The organism is Alcanivorax hongdengensis A-11-3, assembly GCF_000300995.1.
In the GTDB taxonomy this organism is placed as follows: Bacteria; Pseudomonadota; Gammaproteobacteria; order Pseudomonadales; family Alcanivoracaceae; genus Alcanivorax; species Alcanivorax hongdengensis.
In genome coordinates, this window is record NZ_AMRJ01000017.1 from 1 (window position 1) to 16,171 (window position 16,171).

21 protein-coding genes and 2 tRNA genes are annotated in these 16,171 nt (G+C 61.7%); 9 read left to right on the plus strand and 14 right to left on the minus strand.

Features of this window, described 5'->3' with window-relative positions:
- Nucleotides 1-73: transfer RNA gene (locus tag A11A3_RS11060), tRNA-Gly, on the minus strand.
- A gap of 33 nt (nt 74-106) precedes the next feature.
- Nucleotides 107-182 (minus strand) — tRNA-Glu (locus A11A3_RS11065).
- A gap of 172 nt (nt 183-354) precedes the next feature.
- On the opposite strand from A11A3_RS11065, the gene A11A3_RS11070 reads away from it, so the two are divergent.
- Complete coding sequence (locus A11A3_RS11070) at nt 355-1,008, plus strand: glutathione S-transferase family protein (protein ID WP_008929386.1); 654 nt, start codon at nt 355-357, stop codon at nt 1,006-1,008.
- Nucleotides 1,009-1,037: 29 nt separating this feature from the next.
- Here the strand turns inward: A11A3_RS11070 and A11A3_RS11075 are convergent, their stop codons facing one another.
- The 7 genes from A11A3_RS11075 to ccmA all read right to left on the minus strand — a co-directional run bounded on the left by A11A3_RS11075 (nt 1,038) and on the right by ccmA (nt 6,398).
- Nucleotides 1,038-2,525 carry a RimK family ATP-grasp domain-containing protein gene (locus A11A3_RS11075; protein WP_008929387.1) on the minus strand — a complete coding sequence of 496 codons (1,488 nt, stop codon included), beginning with the start codon at nt 2,523-2,525 and terminating at the stop codon, nt 1,038-1,040.
- A 78-nt stretch (nt 2,526-2,603) separates the two neighbouring features.
- A complete protein-coding gene (locus tag A11A3_RS11080) occupies nt 2,604-3,635 on the minus strand; it encodes a PQQ-dependent sugar dehydrogenase (RefSeq protein WP_442316531.1) in 1,032 nt (343 codons plus the stop codon).
- A gap of 58 nt (nt 3,636-3,693) precedes the next feature.
- Entirely contained in the window at nt 3,694-4,167 is a 474-nt protein-coding gene (gene ccmE, locus A11A3_RS11085; protein WP_008929389.1) for a cytochrome c maturation protein CcmE, read from the minus strand.
- Nucleotides 4,151-4,351 (minus strand): heme exporter protein CcmD, encoded by a 201-nt coding sequence (ccmD, locus tag A11A3_RS11090; RefSeq protein WP_008929390.1) that lies wholly within the window; start codon nt 4,349-4,351, stop codon nt 4,151-4,153. Before ccmD ends, ccmE begins: the two co-directional genes overlap by 17 nt.
- Nucleotides 4,351-5,109: a heme ABC transporter permease gene (locus A11A3_RS11095; RefSeq protein WP_008929391.1), complete on the minus strand. Its 759-nt coding sequence runs from the start codon at nt 5,107-5,109 to the stop codon at nt 4,351-4,353. Before A11A3_RS11095 ends, ccmD begins: the two co-directional genes overlap by 1 nt.
- A complete protein-coding gene (gene ccmB, locus A11A3_RS11100) occupies nt 5,110-5,778 on the minus strand; it encodes a heme exporter protein CcmB (RefSeq protein WP_008929392.1) in 669 nt (222 codons plus the stop codon).
- Complete coding sequence (gene ccmA / locus A11A3_RS11105) at nt 5,775-6,398, minus strand: cytochrome c biogenesis heme-transporting ATPase CcmA (protein ID WP_202802683.1); 624 nt, start codon at nt 6,396-6,398, stop codon at nt 5,775-5,777. The genes ccmB and ccmA overlap by 4 nt, the downstream gene beginning before the upstream one ends.
- A gap of 114 nt (nt 6,399-6,512) precedes the next feature.
- On the opposite strand from ccmA, the gene A11A3_RS11110 reads away from it, so the two are divergent.
- The 7 genes from A11A3_RS11110 to A11A3_RS11135 all read left to right on the plus strand — a co-directional run bounded on the left by A11A3_RS11110 (nt 6,513) and on the right by A11A3_RS11135 (nt 9,999).
- Nucleotides 6,513-7,070, plus strand: coding sequence for a lipocalin family protein (locus A11A3_RS11110; RefSeq protein ID WP_008929394.1), 558 nt, complete (start codon nt 6,513-6,515; stop codon nt 7,068-7,070).
- Nucleotides 7,071-7,072: 2 nt separating this feature from the next.
- Nucleotides 7,073-7,477, plus strand: coding sequence for a DUF4279 domain-containing protein (locus A11A3_RS11115; protein ID WP_008929395.1), 405 nt, complete (start codon nt 7,073-7,075; stop codon nt 7,475-7,477).
- Nucleotides 7,477-7,941 carry a CYTH domain-containing protein gene (locus A11A3_RS11120; RefSeq protein WP_008929396.1) on the plus strand — a complete coding sequence of 155 codons (465 nt, stop codon included), beginning with the start codon at nt 7,477-7,479 and terminating at the stop codon, nt 7,939-7,941. Before A11A3_RS11115 ends, A11A3_RS11120 begins: the two co-directional genes overlap by 1 nt.
- A gap of 13 nt (nt 7,942-7,954) precedes the next feature.
- Nucleotides 7,955-8,158, plus strand: a complete 204-nt coding sequence (locus tag A11A3_RS17745; protein ID WP_157375612.1) for a hypothetical protein — start codon at nt 7,955-7,957, stop codon at nt 8,156-8,158.
- Nucleotides 8,106-8,930 (plus strand): CHAD domain-containing protein, encoded by an 825-nt coding sequence (locus A11A3_RS17895; protein WP_008929397.1) that lies wholly within the window; start codon nt 8,106-8,108, stop codon nt 8,928-8,930. Before A11A3_RS17745 ends, A11A3_RS17895 begins: the two co-directional genes overlap by 53 nt.
- A 79-nt stretch (nt 8,931-9,009) precedes the next feature.
- Nucleotides 9,010-9,324, plus strand: coding sequence for a DMT family transporter (locus tag A11A3_RS11130; RefSeq protein WP_008929398.1), 315 nt, complete (start codon nt 9,010-9,012; stop codon nt 9,322-9,324).
- Between the two features lie 81 nt (nt 9,325-9,405).
- Nucleotides 9,406-9,999, plus strand: coding sequence for a hypothetical protein (locus A11A3_RS11135; RefSeq protein WP_008929399.1), 594 nt, complete (start codon nt 9,406-9,408; stop codon nt 9,997-9,999).
- Here the strand turns inward: A11A3_RS11135 and A11A3_RS11140 are convergent.
- Complete coding sequence (locus tag A11A3_RS11140) at nt 9,992-10,909, minus strand: LysR family transcriptional regulator (RefSeq protein ID WP_008929400.1); 918 nt, start codon at nt 10,907-10,909, stop codon at nt 9,992-9,994. The genes A11A3_RS11135 and A11A3_RS11140 overlap by 8 nt on opposite strands.
- A 130-nt stretch (nt 10,910-11,039) precedes the next feature.
- Between A11A3_RS11140 and metE the strand changes: the two genes are divergently transcribed.
- Complete coding sequence (gene metE / locus A11A3_RS11145; protein ID WP_008929401.1) at nt 11,040-13,331, plus strand: 5-methyltetrahydropteroyltriglutamate--homocysteine S-methyltransferase; 2,292 nt, start codon at nt 11,040-11,042, stop codon at nt 13,329-13,331.
- A 17-nt stretch (nt 13,332-13,348) separates the two neighbouring features.
- On the opposite strand, the gene A11A3_RS11150 is transcribed toward metE, so the two are convergent.
- The 4 genes from A11A3_RS11150 to A11A3_RS17750 are packed head-to-tail and all read right to left on the minus strand — an operon-like array spanning nt 13,349 to nt 16,169.
- Entirely contained in the window at nt 13,349-13,951 is a 603-nt protein-coding gene (locus A11A3_RS11150) for an SCO family protein (protein ID WP_040297078.1), read from the minus strand.
- Between the two features lie 4 nt (nt 13,952-13,955).
- The gene (locus tag A11A3_RS11155) at nt 13,956-14,768 is read right to left on the minus strand and encodes a cytochrome c oxidase assembly protein (protein ID WP_040297079.1); all 813 of its coding nucleotides are present in this window, start codon (nt 14,766-14,768) and stop codon (nt 13,956-13,958) included.
- A gap of 53 nt (nt 14,769-14,821) precedes the next feature.
- Complete coding sequence (locus A11A3_RS11160; protein ID WP_008929404.1) at nt 14,822-16,000, minus strand: CmpA/NrtA family ABC transporter substrate-binding protein; 1,179 nt, start codon at nt 15,998-16,000, stop codon at nt 14,822-14,824.
- Nucleotides 15,993-16,169: a hypothetical protein gene (locus A11A3_RS17750; protein ID WP_157375614.1), complete on the minus strand. Its 177-nt coding sequence runs from the start codon at nt 16,167-16,169 to the stop codon at nt 15,993-15,995. The genes A11A3_RS11160 and A11A3_RS17750 overlap by 8 nt, the downstream gene beginning before the upstream one ends.
- Between the last annotated feature and the right edge of the window lie 2 nt (nt 16,170-16,171).

Below are 16,171 nucleotides of genomic sequence, written 5' to 3' on the forward strand. Positions count from 1 at the left end.
AGCGGGAAACGAGATTCGAACTCGCGACCCCGACCTTGGCAAGGTCGTGCTCTACCAACTGAGCTATTCCCGCTTGACTGATTGTCAGCTTGCGCCAACGAATTAGTGGCGTCCCCTAGGGGAGTCGAACCCCTGTTACCGCCGTGAAAGGGCGGTGTCCTGGGCCACTAGACGAAGGGGACCCATGCGATGACGTCTCCGTCAAAGCGGCGCGTAGGATAGGAATCTGACCCCCGGCCGTCAAGCAGAAATTCATAAAAAACCGTCATTGACCTGAAAAAGACACACTGCTCTGATAACCGTCGGGCCGAAAGCCACACACACAACAGGCTCTTACAAAAAAGGGAGAGAGAAATGACCATGAAGCTGTACGGTGCCGCGCTGTCACCGTTTGTCCGCAAAACCCGGGTGGTGCTGGCCCTCAAGGGGCTGGAATATGAATCCGTGCATGTGGACCCCAACAACCCGCCACCGGACTATGAAAAAATCAGCCCCATGAAGCGCATCCCGGCCCTGGAGGTGGATGGCCAGTATCTGGCAGATTCCGCCGCCATCTGCGCCTACCTGGAAAGAATCCAGCCACAACCGGCGCTCTACCCCAGCGACCCCATGGCTTACGCCCGCACCCTCTGGTTCGAGCGCTACATTGACTACGACATTGCCGCCAACTGCACCTTTGGTGTGTTCCGCAACCGCATCATCATGCCGCTGATCGGCAAGACCTGCGACGAGGACAAGGTTCAGCATTACCTGGCCGAAAAGATTCCGCCGCTACTGGCCTATCTGGATCGGGAACTGGAAGGGCGTGAATATCTGGTCGGTGACAGCCTGACCATCGCCGATATCGCCATGGGTAGTCAGATGGTCAACTTCCGCCATGGCGGTGAGTGCGTCGATCCGCAACGCTACCCCAACCTGGCGGCCCACACAGAGCGCATGCATGCGCTGGCGCCCTTTGCGGCCACCATCGAGAAAGAGTCCGCCTTCATCGAGAAAGTCCGCGGCTGACCGGGAACGGGGCCCTGGCGCCCCGTGACTTACAGTGGCAACCCCAGTCGTTTGGCCTCCAGCCGACGCAGAAACTCCAGCATGATCTGCCGATAGAGGTCTTCCCCCAGCCAGGCGTCTTCCACGCCGGCATCCACATTGGGGTTGTCATTGACTTCCATGACCACGATCTGGTCACCGGTCTGTTTCAAATCCACGCCGTAGAGGCCGTTGCCCATCAGACGAGCCGCCTTGAGGGCCATTTTCAGCACCTTGGGCGGAACCTCATGGACCGGCACCGTGCGACTGTTGCCACTGGTGGTCTTGCCACTGCTCTGGTGGTTGTAGATCTGCCAGTGTCCCTTGCTCATGAAATACTGGCAGGCAAACAGCGGCCGGTTGTTGAGCACGCCGATACGCCAGTCGTAATCGGTGTACATGAAGGCCTGGGCCAGCACCACCGCCGACTGTTTCAGATAGCCGCCCAGAGCGGCTTTCAGTTCCTCCCGGGTTTCCACCTTGCTGATGCCCCGGGAAAAGCTGCCGTCGGGAATCTTCAGCACCATGGGCAGAGCCAGCTCTTCGATAAGGTGGTCTACCTGCTCTTCTTCGTCACTGAACACAAAGGCCGTGGACGGCACCGGCACACCGCTGGACTGCATCAGCTCCGCCAGGTAGATCTTGTTGGTGCAACGTAATATCGAGCCCGGATCGTCAATCACCACCATGCCTTCCTGCTCGGCCTTGCGGGCAAACTGGTAGGTGTAGTGATCCAGCGCCGTGGTCTCGCGAATGAACAGACCATCGTATTCGCCCAGGTGGGTATAGGCTTCACGGCCCACGGTTTCCACCTTGATGCCCAGTTGCCGACCGGCGCGGATAAACTGCTTGAGCGCCTTGCGGTTACTGGGAGGCATGGCCTCCTGCTCGTTGACCAGCATGGCCAGTTCGTAACGGTCCCCGCGGCGGCGACGCGGATTGCGCCATACCCGTGCATTGAACTGCTCCAGTGCCCGGGCGAACTCGTCTTCCTGAGCGCCCTTGAGCTGCTTGAGGCTGAGCGGTTTGAGCGCCACGATCTGCCACTGTTCGCGGCGGCGGAACTCCACTTTCAGGACCGGGCACGGCAACTGATCAAAAATCTGCCGCCCCAGCTCTGCCAGACCTTCCTGCTCGGTATGGCCAAAATACAGGGTCAGGGTGAAACGCGAGGCATCACTGCCCTGCTTCTTCATGGCCTTGTCGAGCACCGTTTCCAGGTGCTCGAAGTGCAGCCCGTACAGTGATTTGCGGCTGAGATCGTTGACCGTGCGCACCGATGGCAGCACACGCTGGCCACGGGCTTCCGCCAGCAGCGAGCAGTAATACCCCGGGCTCAGGTACTTGTAGCTTCGACACAGGTTGATCACCTGCACCTGCTTGTCGGTGCAGACACTCTGGGCCGCCTGCAGATAGTCCCTGGCAGACAGCAAATGGCGGGTCGGGTAGTAGGCGGCCCAGTCAGCCGGGTCGTCCACCAGAATAATCACCTGGCTCATTGAACATCCTGTTACGGGCGTCACGAAGGTACGCCATCAGCGGCGAATGTAGGGCCACATCAGGCTGCCCCGCAAGCGTTATTTGGTGCCCTGCCAGCGCACCCGATAAATGGCGTTGGCGCTGTCATCACTGATCAGCAGGCTGCCATCGGCAGACACCATCACATCCGCCGGGCGCCCCCAGTATTTGCCGCCCAGCAGCGATTCGTGCAACCAGCCGGACACAAAGGGCTGGTAGTCCGTGACCTCACCATCTGGGCTCAGCCGGACACGAGTAACCCGGTAACCCGCCCGCTCGCTGCGGTTCCAGGAGCCGTGCTCGGCAATGAAGATATCGCCCCGGTAGGCTGCCGGAAACTGGTTGCCGGTGTAGAACGTCATACCCAGCGGGGCATGGTGGGCAGGAATCAGCAGCGCCGGCTTGCGGTAATCCGCCGGTGACTTGCCCTTGCCAAATTCCGGGTCCGGCGTGTCACCGCCATGAATGTAGGGGTAACCAAAGTGGTCACCCGCCTTGACCAACCGATTGAGTTCGTCCGCCGGGTGGCTGTCACCCAGCCAGTCACGACCATTGTCGGTAAACCACAGTTCGTTATTGCCGGGCCGCAGGGCAAAACCCACGGAATTGCGCACGCCAAGGGCCAGGGTTCGCAGACTGCCGGTTGATAGATCCAGCGCCTGAATGGAGGCATAGGGCAGCGCCGGGTCACAGATATTGCATGGCGCGCCCACCGGCACGATCAGCTCGCCATTGGGCAGAAAGTCCAGGTACTTCCAGCCGTGATGGGTATCGGTGGGGAAATCCGCGTAACGCACCTGCGGGGCCGGCGGCGCCGCCAGGTGATCGAGGATCGCCGGCCAGGCGAGAATACGGCTGACCGCCGCCACGTAGAGAGTGCCGTTCCGGTAAGCCACTCCAGAAGGCAGGGTTAGCGAATCGGCAATTTGCCAGCGCTGGTCCGCCTTGCCATCGCCATCGCTGTCGCGCAGGGCCCATACCTGGCCAGCCTTGCGAGAGCCGACGAAAACGGTGCCATCCGGCGCCTGGGCCATCTGGCGGGCGTTCTCTACATCCGCGGCATAGACCGACACAGAGAAGCCCTCCGGCACCTGCAAACGAGAAACCGGCGGTGCAGCCTGCGCTACCAGCGGCAGGCAGAGAAGACACTCAGGAAGCCGTTTTGCCCATCGACGAATCCGGCTTGTCGGCAGCCGGGTGCCCCGCTTTTTCCAGTGCATCCTTCACCTCCGGCGGCATATAGGTCTCGTCATGCTTGGCCAGCACTTCATCGGCTTCGAAGCGCTGCCGGCTGATCAGGGTACCGTTGGCCACAATGCCCTGCCCCTCCCGGAAAAGGTCCGGCAGGATACCCTGATAATGCACCACAAAACTGCCCTTACCATCCGTCAGTGTGAACTGCACATCCAGACTTTGCGGGTCGCGCTTGACGCTGCCGGGCACCACCAGCCCGCCCACTCGCATTTTGCTGTTCAGCGGCGCCTCGCCACTGACAATCTGCTGCGGGGTATAGAAGAGGTTGATGTTCTGGCGCAGGGCATAAAAAATCAGCCCCACGGCAATAGCCAGCCCCACCAGGATCACCGCGACAATGGCCAGGCGCTGTTTACGTACCGGATTCATGGGTGTTCTCGGTCTGTTGTTGGCGGCGCGCCTGGCGCGCCAGGGTATCTCGCATCACGGTGGACTGGCGGACCGCCTGTACCATGCTGGCCACAATCACCACCGCACTGATGCCGTAGGCGGTCCACACATAGACACCACGACCGCCCATGGCCAGAAAGTCCGCAAAGGAATCAAACACCATCAGCGCCCTCCTGCTGCAACCAGCTGTTTGACCCAGCCACTGCGCCGCTCACGGCTGAGAATCTCGGTGCGAGCCCGCACCATCACATTGACCGCATAGAGCAGCCAGGTTCCCAGCATACTGATCAGCAGCGGGTACTTCATGGCCGGGTTGATGGTGGACTCCCCCACCAGCTTGAGGGTGGAGCCCTGGTGCAGAGTATTCACCCACTCCACGGAATATTTGACGATCACCACATTGATCACCCCGACCATGGCCAGCAAACCGGCGGCCCGGGCCGCCTGGCGGGGGTCACGGATGGCATTCTGCAGGGCGATGACACCGATATACATGAACAGCAGAATCAGCATGGAGGTCATGCGCGCATCCCACTGCCAGTAAGTCCCCCAGGTGGGTTTGCCCCAGAGCGCCCCGGTGACCAGGGAAATGGCCGTCAACGCCGCCCCGAACGGGGCAATCGCCTTGATCATGATTTCTGCCATCTTCATGCGCCAGACCACCGCCACCATGCCGGCGATGCCCATGGCCACATAGCCCATCAGGGCGCCGCTGGAGGCCGGCACGTGAATGTAGATGATGCGATAGCTGTTGCCCTGCTGGTAATCCGGCGGCGCAAAGGCCAGCCCCCAGACAATGCCAACCACAAAAGTGATCAGGGCAATAGGGGTCAGCCACGGCAATACCGCCGAACTGAACCGGTAGAAGTAGCGCGGCGAGCCCAGCTGGTGATACCCGCGTTTTATGGTTTTCCAGAGCATTTAATTACCCGAGCTGATTTTCAGGCCCGCGGCCACTGCCAGTGGCCCCAGGCTTAACGTCAATGCCAACAGCGCACCCAGTACGGCAAGCACACCGTCCACCGGGCCGCCCTGCACGGCGGTCGTCACCGCACCGGCACCGAAAATCAGCACCGGGATATAAAGCGGCAATACCAGCACCGCCAGCAGGATGCCGCCGCGATTCAGGCCCACGGTCAATGCCGCGCCAATGGCGCCCACCACCGTCAGGCTCGGTGTACCCAGCAGAATGCTGAGCATCAGCGGCTCCAGCGCCAGCGTGGGCAGCTGCATCATGTGCCCCAGCAGCGGCGACACCAGCACCAGCGGCAGACCGGTCATCAGCCAGTGGGCCAGCAACTTGGCGCTGACCGGGATGACCGGCAACACCGGAGCGGTAAGCAACTGATCCAGCACACCGCTTTCCTGGTCACGGCGGAACAGGCCGTCCATGGACAACATGACCGCCAGCAAGGCCGCCACCCAGACCACCCCCGGCGCCACCAGAGCCAACTGTTTGGGCTCCGGGGAGATAGCCAGAGGAAACAGGCTGACGACCATGACAAAAAAGAACAGGGGGTTGATGATTTCTGCAGGGTTGCGCCACAGAAGCAGTAACTCGCGCATCAGCGTGGCCCGGAACGCCCTCATGACACCACCTCGGCCTGACCGCCGGCAAGATGCAGACGACGTACCCGCCCGTCCACCCGATGGTGGGAGGTATAGATCACGAGGGTACCCTGCCCGGCCGCCGACTGGAGGCAGGCATCCAGGCTTTCCACGCCATGCTGGTCAATGGCCGTGTAGGGCTCATCGAGCACCCAGACCCGTTTGCGTGACAGCCACAGGCGGGCCAGCGCAATACGCCGCTTTTGCCCGGCGGACAGGTGCGCCGCCGGCACATCCTCGAAGCCGCGCAGGCCCACCGCCTGCAGCGCTGACATAAGATCCCCGGCCTGCCCGTTGAGCGCACAGGCAAAACGCAGGTTCTCTTCTGCGCTCAGCTCCTCACGGATCCCCGGTTGGTGGCCCAGGTAGAGCAGTTCCTCCTGCAGGCGAGGTATGGCCCACTGGCAACGACCTTCATAAAAGCCATGCAGGCCCACCAGAATGCGCAGCAGGGTGGTCTTGCCCGCCCCATTGGCCCCGGTGATCTGCCAGATTTCGCCGGCGCGGGCCTGCATGGTCAGGCCGCTGAACAGCACCCGGTCGTCACGCTCGCAGGCCAGTGACGCCAGGGTCAGCAATGCGGTATTCGCCGTCTCTGTCACAATCCATCCACCCCGGTTCAAGCAGCCCAGACTATAGCACGGTGGTACGCTATTGTTTTGACGTTACCCTTATGCTGAGTGTGCCACCTTGCAAGCCCGTAAAGGAGAGATGCCATGAGACTTGCCCCGCTTTCCCTGGTGCTGGTGCTGCCCTTGCTTCTAAGCGCCTGTGGCGGTCAGGACCAGGCTCCGCTGGAAACCGTCAAGCAGGTGGACCTGGAGCGCTACACCGGCACCTGGTACGAGATTGCGCGCCTGCCCCAGTGGTTCCAGCGGGGTTGCTATGACTCCACCGCCACCTACAGCCTCAACCCGGATGGCAGCATCAACGTGGTCAATCGTTGCCGCAAGGGCGATGACAACAGCGAGGAGGCCCACGGTACTGCCACCGTGGTGGACGGCAGTGGCAACGCCAAATTGAAGGTACGCTTTGATAACTGGTTCTCGAGGCTGTTCCCCACCATTACCGAGGGCAACTACTGGATCCTGGCACTGGACCAGAATTACCAGAGCGTGGTGATCGGCGAACCGGGCCGTGAGTATCTGTGGATACTGGCCCGCCAGCCGCAACTGTCCGAAGACCGTTACCAGGCCCTGGTCAGCATCGCCCGCGACAAGGACTTCCCGGTGGATCAGCTCAAACGCAACCGCAACCTGCGCCCGTCGCCCTGATCATGGAACATCACGTCTATTTTGCCGTTTTCGGGTTTGATCACGACCCCGCCCAGCTGGATCTGATGCTGGGCCAGAGCGCCGATGACTACTGGCGCGTCGGTGACACCTATAGCGACCTGGTGCCGGAAGCCCGGCGCCGGGAAAATCGCTGGATCCTGTCCAGCCAGCTTGACCGTGATGCCAGCCATCGCGATCACTTCGAAAAGCTGCTGCGCAAACTGCAGACGCTGGCCGGGCATCTGCCACAACTGGAACAGCATCACTATCGTTTCGGGATCGGCGTGTCACAATACTTCTTCATGGATGACCCGGCGTTCTACCTGCCCGCCGAGCTGATAGACGGCTTTCGGGCGCTGGGTTTCGAGATCCGCTTTGATCAGCTGGGACTGGACGAGAGGGCCTGATGGCACGGGAAATCGAACGCAAATTCCTGGTCAACGATAGCACCATCATTGACGGCCTGGACGGCCAGCGTCTGACTCAGGGGTATCTGAGCCACGACAAGCACGCCACGGTACGAGTGCGTATTGCCGGCGACCGGGCTTGGCTGACCCTCAAGGGCAAGACCGAAGGGCACAGTCGTCTGGAATTCGAATACCCGGTGCCAGTCAGCGATGCCCGCCAGATGCTGGAGGCATTGTGTCGCCAGGGAGTCATCGACAAGACCCGCTACCGCCTGCCCCAGGGCGAGCTGTGTTGGGAAATCGATGTCTTTCACGGCGATAACGCGGGGTTGGTGGTGGCCGAAATCGAGCTACCCGATGAAGATACCGACTTTGCCCGGCCGACCTGGCTGGGTGAAGAGGTCAGCCACGATCCCCGTTATTTCAACAGCGCCCTCAGCAGCCATCCTTACCGCCACTGGTAAGCGGGACCCGGCCATGCTCGCAGGTCACGGAACCTTCATTCTCTGGCGTCAGGATGACAACGGCGTGCGCGTACCGATGCGCCGCTACCAGAATCATCAGCAGGCCCGACAGGCCTGCGAATATTATCAGCGTCTGGGACACAAGCAGCATTACTGGGTGGAGCATGACAACGCCGACTCTGATCCGTCAGCTGACGGAGCAGGCCCGCCAGCGTGATGAGCAGGCGCTGGGCTGGCTGCAATCCGGAGCGCCGTCACCACAGGCTGTGCATGATATCCGGGTGATCATCAAACAGCAGCGCGCCAGCTGGCAGCTGTTGCGGCCCTGGCTATGCCGCGATGACCATCGGACCATTGATCGCGCCCTTGGCCAGGGGGCCAAGGCCCTGGCCACAGCCCGCGACCAGCATGTCATGGCACAGACCCTGGACAACCTGGCAAGAAAAACCCTCAAACACCGACGACAGGAGCTCAAGCAGGCCCATCGTCACCTGCTGGCGGATTCACCGCCGCCAGAGCCCCCTGGCGTCGACACCACCCGCCAGGCCCTGCATGACGATCTGCAGCAATGGCAGCGCCTGAACCTGGTCGTCAGTGATCACGAATTACTGGCGACCGGACTGGCCCGCACCTACAAGCAATGTCGTAACCGCACCATCAAGGCCCTGGGCAGCCATCAGGCCGAGCCCTGGCACGACCTGCGAAAGTGGGTCAAATACCTGCTCTACCAGCAGCAGGATCTGTCCGCCGGTGGCATCCCGGCCATCACCGACCACACCAGTCTGGAAAAACTGGGTAACAAACTGGGGAAATTGCACGATCTGGAGGTGCTGCGCCAGTTCCTGCAACACCATCCGGACCGGAAAACGGCCAAACCGGCGCTGCAGGCCATTGCCGAGCGAGAGCAACAGCTGCTGAAAAAGTGCCAGCGCAAAAGTCAGGCACTTTTCCATGCCCCCACCCGCAAATGGATTCGTGCCGTGCTATAATCGGCGGCCCAAACCGTGCCCGGGGACGACCCCGAAGCCGGCACCTGCGACCGGGGACGCCCCCGTCTGGAGTCATTCCATGGCGTGGTTCATCGTCATTCTGGCTGGCCTGTTGGAAACCGGCTGGGCCTTGGGTTTGAAGTCAAGCCAAGGCTTTACCCGCCCCGTGATCACCACTGTCACCCTGATTGCCATGATCGCCAGTGTCTGGCTGCTGGCCCGCGCCATGCAGAGCCTGCCGGTGGGCACGGCCTATGCCGTCTGGACCGGTATCGGCACCACCGGCACGGTGATCGCAGGCATGCTGTGGTTCGGGGATGCCCTGTCACCGGGCCGTCTGCTCTGTGTGGGCCTGATTATCGCCGGTATTGTCGGCCTCAAGATCCTGACCTGAGCCGTGGTTGGGCCAATGTAATGCGGGTATGTTAGGAGCTGTTTCCCTTTTCATTCACCGGTTTTGGAAACGACAACCACCATGCAAACAGAAACATCACCGCCCGGCTTCCATGTTCGCCATGCCACCCACCGGGAAACCCTGCTCAAGTTTCTTGGCCTGATCGTTATTCTGGTGGGCTATTTCGCTTACATGAGCTGGCAGTACAACGCCGCCACCGGTTTCGGTCTGGCAGTGCTGAGCTGGAGCTTTTTCGTGCTGTGCACGCCGGTGGCCGATGGCGGCTTTATTCTGGCATTCCCGATAAGACTGCTGTTTGGTATCAGCATGACGCTGACCCAGGTGGTGATCTGGTTTGTGGCGATTGCCATCAACCTGTGGACCTTGTGGTATCACCCGTCGCTCTACGACCTGACGTTTCTCACCAACCTGCTCAAACAGATTCTCACCCAACCCTACCCCTACTGGAGCATCCTGCTAATCAGTGCCCTTGGCACCTTTCTGTCGATCTATTTCGGTGACGAAATGATGGACGTGACCAGCCACAAACACCGGGAAAAGTTTCATCGTCATGGTTTTCTCTACAAGGTGATTGCCGTGGTGGGCCTGGGCGTACTCACCATGCTGGCCTACTACCACCTGCTGGAAAGCCTGCACATCCGGTTACCTACCTGACCGCCCGGATACCGTTCAGCGTCTTGAAGCAAAGCGCCCGTGCGGTATCCAGAAATTCCTGCACATAGGCGGTCTGCTCGTCTTCTACCCGCACTGCGGCGTAGAGCGTGCGCCAGACGCCCTGCTCACCAAGGCGCACCGTCTGCAGCAATTCGTGCTCGGTGTACTCGGTCAGCGCCCAGTTGGGCAATGCCGCCACCCCACGACCGGCGGCCACCAGCTGGGCGGTCATCGGCGTCAGCTCCGCGGTACGAATAGCGCCGGGCTCCACCCCCGCGGGGTTGAGAAAGGCGGTAAACACATCCAGCCGCTCGCGCTCCACCGGGTAAGTGATCAGGGTCAGCTCACTGAGCGTCTGCGGATCAATCCATTTTTGCGCGGCCAGCGGCGACTGCCGCGCCACCGCCAGCACCAGTTCATAACGGAACAGGGGAACATAGCGCACGGCCTCGTTTTCCACCGGGTCCGAGCTGATCACCATGTCCAGATCGCCGCGTACCAGAGCGGGCAGCGGCGCAAAACTGAACGCCGCGGACAGGTCCAGCTCCACTTCCGGCCAGTGCTCCCGGAAGGCATCCAGGGCCGGCATCAGCCACTGAAAACAGGAATGGCACTCAATGGCGATATGCAGGCGCCCGGTCTGGCCGGCGGCCAGCCGCTTGAGCTCGCGCTCGGTCTGCTGCACCCGTGGCAACACCTCCTCCGCCAGCGCCAGCACTCGTAACCCGGCGGTGGTGAACCGCACCGGCCGGGTCCGCCGCACCAGCAGCTCCACCCCCAGCCGATGCTCCAGATCCTTGAGCTGATGGGACAGGGCCGACTGGGTGACATGCAGACGCTCCGCGGCCTCCACCAGAGAACCCGCTTCTTCGATGGCCTTCAGCGTGGCCAGGTGTCGCAGCTCCAACATGAGACAATCTCATAATTTAAATTAGATATTTGATTTTGCCTCAACTCGCAGTGCTCACACAATAGCACCATGGATGCCTGCCGCTCCCGGGCGAGCAGGCCTGTGCCACAAGCGATAACAAGGATCAGCAATGACACGTCTTCACAATCTGGGGTTTCCCCGCATCGGTGCCCGCCGGGAGCTGAAACAGGCCCTGGAAGCCTACTGGGCCGGTGACCTGCAACAAAGCGAACTGGAACACGTGGGCAGAAGCCTGCGCCAGCGCCACTGGGCCCTGCAGGCCGATGCCGGGCTGGACCTGGTGCCAGTGGGTGATTTCGCCTGGTATGACCAGATTCTGGAATTCTCCTGCCTGCTGGGCGTGGTGCCCCACCGCTTTGCTCAGGACGCTGATCAACCGGTCAGCCTGGATACCCTGTTCCGCATGGCACGGGGCCGCGCGCCCACCGGCACCCCGGCAGCTGCCTGTGAAATGACCAAGTGGTTTGATACCAACTACCACTACATCGTGCCGGAGCTGGCCCCGGACCAGCGCTTCCGCCTTGCCCGCGAGAGCCTGTTCGAGCAGGTGGAAGAAGCCAGGGCACAGGGCCATAACCCCAAGCCGGTGATTCCCGGCCCGCTGACTTACCTGTACCTGAGCAAGGGTGAGCATTTTGACGGCGCCGACGACAGCGCCAAACTTGCCCTGCTGGATACCCTGATCCCGGTATACCGTCAGTTGCTGCAACGCCTGGCCGACCAGGGCGTGGAATGGGTACAGGTTGACGAGCCGATTCTGGTACTCGACCTGCCGGATGCCTGGCAGCGTGCCTACCTGCGGGTATTTGACCAGCTGGCCGGGGCCAGCAACACCAAACTACTGCTGGCCACCTACTTCGGCGGGCTGGGCAACAACCTGTTCACGGCCCTGGAACTGCCGGTGGCCGGTATTCATCTGGACCGGGTGCGCGGCGGCGATGACCTGGGCCAGATCGTTGCGCGCCTGGGTGACAAGGTGCTGTCGCTGGGCGTTATCAATGGCCGCAACATCTGGCGCACCAACCTGGACGCGGTGCTGGAGGCGCTGCTGCCGTTGCGTCACGAACTGGGTGAGCGACTGTGGCTGGCGCCATCGTGCTCTCTGCTGCACAGCCCGGTGGACCTGGACCAGGAGGACAGGCTCGATAACGAGCTGAAAAGCTGGTTGAGTTTTGCCAAACAGAAGCTCGACGAACTGGCGTTGCTGGGCGGCGCCCTGCGCGGCGACAGCCACGCCAATGCCGGCCTGCAGGCCCAGCGTGAAGCGCTGCAGGCCCGCGCCCACTCGCCCCGCATCCATAACCCGGACGTGGCGGCGCGCCTGGCCAAATCCGGTGAGCTATGCCGTGATCGCCAGAGCCCCTTTGCCGAGCGCATCGCCCGACAGCAGCAGGCCCTGAAGCTGCCGGCCTTCCCCACCACCACCATCGGTTCCTTTCCGCAGACCCGGGAAATCCGCAGCGCCCGCCGGGACTGGAAAGCCGGCAAACTGAGCGACGCGGATTACACTCGCCAGATGCAGGAGGAAATCGCCCTTTGCATCCGCTACCAGGAAGAGGTGGAACTGGATGTGCTGGTACACGGTGAGGCCGAACGCAACGACATGGTGGAATACTTTGGTGAACTGCTGGACGGCTTTGCCTTCACCCGCTTCGGCTGGGTACAAAGCTACGGTTCGCGCTGTGTAAAACCGCCGATTATCTTCGGCGATGTGCAGCGGCCCCAGCCCATGACGGTAGAATGGGCCCGTTACGCCCAGTCCCTCACCGACAAACCGGTCAAGGGCATGCTCACCGGCCCGGTAACCATTCTGCAGTGGTCCTTTGTGCGCGACGACCAGGCCCGCGCCGAGACCTGCAAGCAGATTGCCCTGGCCCTGCGTGACGAAGTGCAGGACCTGGAGGGCGCCGGCATCAAGGTTATCCAGATCGACGAACCGGCCCTGCGCGAAGGGCTGCCGCTGCGCAAGAGCGACTGGCAGGCATATCTGGACTGGGCTGTGGACTGCTTCCGCCTGAGCACCGTAGGCGTGCAGGACGACACCCAGATTCACACCCACATGTGCTACTCGGAATTCAACGACATCATCCAAGCCATCGCCGCCCTGGATGCGGATGTCATTACCATCGAGACCTCACGCTCCAACATGGAACTGCTGGATGCCTTCCGCGACTTCCAGTATCCCAACGACATCGGCCCGGGCGTCTATGACATTCACTCGCCCAACGAACCGGCGGTGGACTGGATGGTGCAGTTGATGGAAAAAGCCGCCCGGCGTTTGCCCAGGGAACGCCTGTGGGTGAACCCGGACTGCGGCCTGAAAACCCGGCAATGGGAAGAAACCCGTGGCGCCCTGCTGAACATGGTAAAGGCGGCCAGGCAGTTGCGAAACGCCGGCTGATCGCAGGCAGGATATCGTCACAGGCGGGAAAGAGTGGCGATATCCTCAGCCATGCGGGCCACCCGCTCGTCATTACGCATCATCAGATGTACCCGCCCCTGGCTGTCAAAGCCATAGATCGCCAGACCATGGGACACGCTGTAGTTACCGTCCGCATCCGGCTCGCCGTAGCCGTAGGCGGTACGATAGCGTTTGGTAATGGCATCCAGCTGCTCGTGGCTGCCAGTGAGCCCCATGACCTGGTCGGAAAAATAGGCGGTATATTGTTTCAGTAACGCCGGGGTATCGCGTTTCGGATCCACGCTGACAAACAGCACCTGCACCTGCCGGCGCGTTTTTTCCGGTAGTGCTTTCAGGGCCTGACTCAAGGCCATCAGCGTGGTCGGGCAGTAATCCGGGCAGTGCGTATAGCCGAAAAACAGCAACACGGTCTTGCCGGTCATGGCCTTGGCCGTCACCGGCTGCCCGTCTTCTCCGGTCAGGGAGAAGGCCAGGTCCGGCATGATGCCGGTGATGTTCTTGCCATGAAAGGTGACCGACGCCTGCTGACAGGCGCTGATCAACATCACGCAAGCGATCAACAGCAAGCTTTTCATTGTTCTCGGCAAGAATGTGGGCATATCACTATCCCCGTTGGTTGTCGTAGTGCAGATACAGGCGCAGCACCACCAGTGCCCCCAGCACCGTCATCATGGCCGGGGGAATCCAGGTAAACACACCGCCCAACACCTGGTCGGTGGCCGGATCGATGGGCCAGGCGCGCCCGCACACCGAATAAACATCATAGAGCCCCGGCGGGGAAAACGTGATGTAGGCGCCCAGCAGAATCTGTGGGAACAGCGCCCCCAGCAACATCATGAAGCGCACACCAAAACCCGAGGTGCCGGCCTTCTGCGGATCGCGCGGATCGAGAATCACCAGCCAGAAAATCACCCCGTCCACCAGCATCGATGCATTCATCAGTTCGTAGCGCGGCAGACTCAGCATGGCATCAAAATGCACCGCCGGCCAAAGCCAGAAAAAAATCAGCCCCACGAACAGCACCGTGGCCACCACCGGGTCAAACAGGATACGGCGCAGGGGTCGCCAGGCCATGGCCAGCCCCGGCAGGCGCCAGCGGCCGAAGGCCGCCATGAAGACCGGAATGGGATTGGCCAGGGCAATCAGAAAGGCGCCCAGATGATGCAGCACCAGATGCTGAAGGCGATGCATGAAAAACATGAAGCGTGCGTAGTAATCGAACTGGGTATGCATCACCGCATAGCACAGCAGCACACCGAGGAGAAAAGAAGCGATACGCCAGGGAGAAGGCCCCCGCCCTGCCTGCCACAACCGCCAGGCACCAAGCCCGTAAAGAGCGACAAAAAACAGACACGACAGCACCGTCAACGGGGAAAAAATGTAAGGCGTCAACGCGCCCTGTACGCTCTGCCACATGGGGAAGCCTTCACCAGCGAAGACCTAAAACTGGCGCAGTACCCTTGCTGTCGTCAAGAAGAAGGCGAATCCAGCGTGCGGCGCAGCAATCGGTCCGGGCCCAGCTCCACCGGCGACGGCTCACCGGGCAGTTGCCAGTGGCCGGCGTGACGCTCATCGGGTTTGCTGTCACGTACTGGCATGCTGGTCAGATCCGCCAGTGCATCGCGGAACAGGTCGGTACGGTAGCACTGGGCAGCAAAGGTCTGCTTTTCTTCCAGGTCACACTGACGCCAGCGCTGCATTTGCGCCAGCAGGAAGCCAGCATCGGAGCGCCACGGGAAATTGGCCTGAAAGCCGGCGAACACATGGAAATGGTGGGCCGGATAGGGCTGGCCGGTGAGCCCGCCGGGCAGACGCTGGGTAAACGGTGCACGGATCACTTCCGCGGGCACATCCAGCCAGGCCGGGTGCGCCAGCAGCTCCAGGCATTCCGGCATATGCCGGTCGGCGTGGCAGGCGGCGCGATACAGTGCACGCAGCAAGGCCCGGTGGGTCTGTGGATGCTGGGCCACCCAGTCACGGGTCACCGCCAGCACCTTTTCCGGCGCGTTCTCCCAGATCTGGTAGCCGGACAGAATGCAATGGCCCGCCCCGGTCAGCGCCGCCAGGCTGTTCCAGGGCTCCCCCACACAGAAGCCGTCGATATGGCCAAGGCGCAGGTGATCGACCATTTGCGACGGTGGCAGCACCACCAGCTTGACGTCGTGGTCCGGGTCCAGCCCGGCCACGCTCAGCCAGTGGCGCAGTTGGTAGGCATGGCAGGAAAACGGAAACACCACGGCCAACACCAATGGGGCCTCGCCGCTGCCGGCCCGGGCCGCCACCAGCTTGTTCATGGCCAGGGCCATGTCCGCCGGCGTGGGCCCCTCCGCCAGGGCGCACAGTCCCTGGAACAGCATTGGTGACACGGTGACGCCGTTACCGTTGAGCCCCATGGAAAACGCCGTGGCCAGGGGCTTCTTGATACAGCCCAGCCCCAGGGAGGTGGACAGCAACATGGGCGCCAGCATGGGGGCGGCATCCAGCTGCCCGACCAGCAGACGGTCACGCAGGCTGGCCCAGCTCCATTCCGGTTGCAGCTCCACGTCCAGGCCTTCCTCGGCGAAATAGCCGGCCTCCTGGGCCACCGCCAGTGGCAGACTGTCGGTCAATGGCATGTAGCCGATACGCACGGGGGTTCTGTCACTCATGGGATGCCTCCAGAGACGGGCTCTCGCCACTGGCCGGATCGTCAAATCCCATGCGCTGCTTCAGCGCCTCGGACTCACCGAAGCGACGGTTGTTGTGCCCGTGGCAAGGCGCCGTGTCATCCCGGCCGGCAAGACGCCGGGGCTGTTTGAGTGGAGAGATTCGTCGCATGC